This is a genomic window from Vibrio sp. V08_P9A1T1 (genome assembly GCF_963874405.1).
Lineage (GTDB): Bacteria > Pseudomonadota > Gammaproteobacteria > Enterobacterales > Vibrionaceae > Vibrio > Vibrio anguillarum.
On record NZ_CAWNIB010000145.1, the window covers coordinates 1 to 4645 of the forward strand.

The window sequence follows — 4645 nt, forward strand, 5'->3', positions numbered from 1 at the left end:
GGCTTCTTTTAATAAACACTAGATTTCAATGACTCAAAATATTTGGCGTTCAGTCACACCTCAGTATGATCAATTCCACTCGCAACTAGCTCAGTACCCTAGTCTATCTCCGGTAACATTACTCGACACACAGCCCAGACTAGCAACCGCTATTCAGCAGTTTGTTCAATTGAAAGGTTTTACACGAGTGATGTTGATCAACGCGCCAGATAACTCAATCTATCGTCAATTAGTCAGTCAAAAACTTCAAGTAATAAAGCCAAACTCGCACGTTATTTGTACAGAGTCCCTCGATATGGGGACTATCTTTGGCCAATACCGCGCTGAAAATGGGCTTATCACCAGCGAAATTCCTGGTTTATTGGATAAAGCCAATGGTGGTTATCTTCTGATCTCCGCTAATATGCTGCTGGCTAATCCTAAAATGTGGCCATTATTAAAAGCGGCAGTATTAGGCGAAGATGTAAGCCCCATTAATTGTGATGCTAAATCACCACACCCCTCACCAATCTCTAAAAAATATGAGGTCAAACTGATCATTTTAGGTGATAGGAACCAGTTAGCCGATGTCGACTATTTGGATGCAGACGTCCGCTCAAGCTTTTGTTTCTACACCGAATTAGAGTTGGACCTGAAAATTGATGAACAATCGATATTGACCTATCTCGCTTATTTACGTTGGATATCTGAAGAATACCAACTCCCTACACTGACTGAAGATGCCATTCCTGCTCTTATGACCGCAGGTGCCCGTTTCACGGAAGATCAACATTACACGCCGTTATGTGTAATATGGCACAGAACACTCATAGAAGAAGCGGCCTTAGAGTCAAATCAGTATCCGATTACTAAATCTCATATCGAAAGTGCCTTAGACAAACGCTATTATCGAGAGTCTTATCTGCAGCAACGAGCACTCGACGACATACTTGATGGACAAGTCATTATTGAAACTCAAGGCGAACAAGTCGGCCAAGTCAATGGATTAACGGTGATCGATGTTGCTGGCCATCCTCTTTCCTATGGTGAACCAGCTCGTATCTCATGCGTTGTGCACTTTGGTGACGGTGATATTACCGATGTCGAACGCAAAGCCGAGCTCGGTGGTAATTTGCATGCAAAAGGCATGATGATAATGCAAGCCTTTGTAAGCAGTTCAATGAACCTTGACGCACCGCTTCCCTATTCTGCTTCGGTTGTCTTCGAACAATCATACAGCGAAGTGGATGGCGACAGTGCATCACTAGCCGAGTTATGTTCTTTAGTAAGCGCTTTATCTGAACATCCCATTAACCAACAAATCGCTGTGACAGGTGCGGTTGATCAATTCGGGCGAGTCCAAGCTGTTGGCGGGCTAAACGAAAAAATTGAAGGCTTCTACCATGTGTGTAAGCATCAGGGATTCACGGGTGGACAAGGCGTCATTCTACCAAGAACAAATCTAAAACATCTTGCGCTTCATAAAGATGTAGTCAATAGCATTAAAAATGATGAATTTCATATTTGGCCAGTCGCTACAGTTGATGAAGCAGTACCGATCCTTATGGGTGCGTCATTCAGAGGCGATGACGAAGAAAGCATCATTAATAAAATTGCTCAACGTATTGAAAACTTTGAAAGGCATGACCAATCACACAGTATTGCAGAGCGCATTAAAAACTGGTTTGTGTAGCACTGATCGGAGTTGTTTAGCGTACACGTGTTCCCTAATATGCACCCTATCAAAAATTGGAGTAACTGATAATGCAGAATAAACGAGATTCATATAATCGTGAAGACTTACTAGCCTCTAGCCAAGGTGAGCTTTTTGGGCCTGGCTACCCTCAATTGCCAGCGCCAAATATGTTGATGATGGACCGCATCACGAAAATGTCAGAAACCGAGGGCGAGTATGGTAAAGGCCTTATTCTTGCTGAGTTAGATATTACTCCTGATCTATGGTTCTTCGATTGCCATTTCCCTGGCGATCCTGTAATGCCTGGCTGTTTAGGTTTAGATGCGATGTGGCAATTGGTTGGTTTCTTCCTTGGCTGGGTTGGTGGCAAAGGAAAAGGCCGGGCATTAGGTGTTGGTGAAGTCAAGTTCACAGGTCAGATCCTACCAACAGCAAAAAAAGTAACTTACGAAATCACGATGAAACGCGTTGTTAACCGTAAACTTGTAATGGGCCTAGCTGATGGTCGCGTTCTTGTCGATGGCAAAGAGATTTACGTTGCAAAGGATTTAAAAGTAGGTCTTTTCCAAGATACTTCTGCTTTTTAATGACGTTAAACTATTCATAAGCGACTCATAGAGTCGCTTTTTTCTCATCAAAACACTTAGTTATAGTGCTTTAGAGTGACTTAAATACTAAAAAGCCCCTTCCGGGGCTTAAATCCTTTTGCATGTATGTGGGAGTTTATTTGTAGAGACCAGCTTGTTTGTCATCTCTGGCATCGCGCCAACCACCTAGCCAATATGAACGAGCGTCCGTTTGTTGATAAGGGCAAGCCTCTACGGAACGTCCGTTTAAGCCAGCTTTATACCCATGAGACTGTGCTCTTTCAAGGCGATCACGCTTTTGTCTCTTCATCATAGTGTAGTCCTCATACAGTAACTTGTGTCTTACATACAACTATTAAATCTACATGGCATATCTGTTACGCCACAATTAAGAATTGCTCAAAAATTCGACTTTCTCAAGTTACAAAAAAGGCGCAGATTCTAAATTGTGAACTTGCGCCATTCTTTACACTATTTAATTATTTTCTGCGGAACCCAAAGAGAGCAAGTAGTGTCAGAGTAATCCACCCCATACTACCGCCTTTACGTTCAACGGGCGGAAGTGCCGTGCTACGGATTTCAATATCGCTAGCCGCCGCGCCAGCAATCGGGATCAGTTTAATCGCGACAACGCTTTCACTTCCAGAAGTACAGTATGAGTTATGGGAGAAATCGTCATAGCCACCAGTACATTTAAATGCACTTGCTGCAATCACACCATCATCGTTGATATCTGAGGCTTCAAAAATACGGAACTGGTTATTATGTTGTGAGTAAGCCCCACCGTTGGTTAGATCATCTAACCACCAACCTTGGTTCTGGAACAATGCCATTCTTGCTGCATTACTCCCTGTACCGTTGAAAGGATAGATAAAGCCACGATGACGACGTTGTTTGCCTCCATCTTCACGACCTTTCTCTGCATCGATTTGACCGACAATTTCATTGAAATTGTTGATCGCTTTCGCTTCACCGCCAGCACCAGTAAAGAAAATTCCACCTGATAGATAGTTAGCTACAGGCGTTCCACTATTGGCATCCGACACAAAAATACGGTTTGCTGCTGCGCCGCTTTCAGGTTTATCGCCTCGACGTTTTGTTTCACCGATCACGATTAAATGGTTATTAATATCTGTCGCTAATGAGTTGGAGTAAATCACATCTCCATCCACTTTCAGTTCTGTGCCAGTAATAACCTTACTACTCCACATATCATGCTTAGGAGTTATTACGTCGTAACTTGCATTAGGATAGAATACTGTTGCTTGCATTCTAAACACATTATCATCGCGATAGGTATTAAAACCAGCCATAACTGGCTTGTTAGCGTAACTGCCAGATGTAGGAACAGCAGCGCCTCTTACACTTGCTTGTGCAGAGTATCCGCTACGGTTTGCTTCAACATCACCGACCCACCCTGTTACACGGTAACCCGTCGAGATAGATGCTGTATCCCACATATAAGCTTGCGTTGCAAATGCAAAATTTTGACACTGACGAGTTAACTGTGGATCGAGACCATCACTCACACAAGTGTTAACATCGCCATTGTAGTCTTTGTTATCATCATCACCATTACCCGTTAAATAAGGGCTAACTGATGCACTACCAACCACGAAATTATGGGTACCATCATTGAATACATCATAAGCGAACGTCCGACCCATTTTTTCAACAATTTTATTATTTGTGTCTTTGACAATTGTGGTGTCTGTTGGTGGATTTAAAATATTGCCATTATAAAAACCACGTTGACGGTAGCCTAGAGCGTAATTACTCCCAGACTGTGTGTAACCGCTGCTCGTAATACCAAAAGCATAAGTACCGTCTAACCCAGTTAAAACGGTATTCTGAGTATTTGCAATAGAGCCAAAAGTCAAAACAACTTGCGATGAATTAACAAAGACCGCTGCATTTTGTAGATAACTACCATTATCCCAAGCATCACGCTCACGCTTCAAACCGCCAGTTTCAACATTGTTGTACTCAAAACCGTGCCACTGCTTATCAGCCCATGCGTCACAAGTAGAATAACCGAGTTCGTTAGAGCAATAGTTTTTGAGATCATCAATATCCTGATAAACAAAACGATTATCCATTTTGAATGGCACTTCATCATGATAGGAAATGCCATCAGAACCATTGAGCGTATCGCCACCAAACGCAAAAGTATTACAGCTATTTCCGGCCGTAAAACATCCAAGAGGATTTGCTGAAAGGTTATCTTTTTGTATTGCCCTTCCATAATATTCATTAGCGACTAAGTTACCGGGTGTCACCTCTACAATTTGGTAAAGTGCAGCATGAGCTTGAGTGGCAGCCAGAATGCTGGCTGCAATTACGGTGATTTTAAATGTTTTACTACTCATTAATAATCTCTAAC

General features: G+C 42.5%; 4 protein-coding genes. 2 read left to right on the forward strand and 2 right to left on the reverse strand.

The genetic code is table 11. The annotated features are described in order from the left end of the window. The first annotated feature begins 28 nt into the window (after positions 1-28). Together AACT21_RS06970 and fabA are read left to right on the forward strand one after the other, a co-directional pair. A complete protein-coding gene (locus tag AACT21_RS06970; RefSeq protein WP_010320551.1) occupies positions 29-1672 on the forward strand; it encodes a S16 family serine protease in 1644 nt (547 codons plus the stop codon). Positions 1673-1743: 71 nt separating this feature from the next. Next, positions 1744-2262, forward strand: a complete 519-nt coding sequence (gene fabA, locus AACT21_RS06975) for a bifunctional 3-hydroxydecanoyl-ACP dehydratase/trans-2-decenoyl-ACP isomerase (RefSeq protein WP_013856904.1) — start codon at positions 1744-1746, stop codon at positions 2260-2262. Between the two features lie 136 nt (positions 2263-2398). Here the strand turns inward: fabA and rmf are convergent, their stop codons facing one another. Together rmf and AACT21_RS06985 are read right to left on the reverse strand one after the other, a co-directional pair. Further along, a complete protein-coding gene (rmf, locus tag AACT21_RS06980) occupies positions 2399-2572 on the reverse strand; it encodes a ribosome modulation factor (protein ID WP_010320553.1) in 174 nt (57 codons plus the stop codon). A 169-nt stretch (positions 2573-2741) separates the two neighbouring features. Beyond that, entirely contained in the window at positions 2742-4631 is a 1890-nt protein-coding gene (locus AACT21_RS06985) for a DUF3466 family protein (protein ID WP_094163487.1), read from the reverse strand. Positions 4632-4645 lie beyond the last annotated feature (14 nt).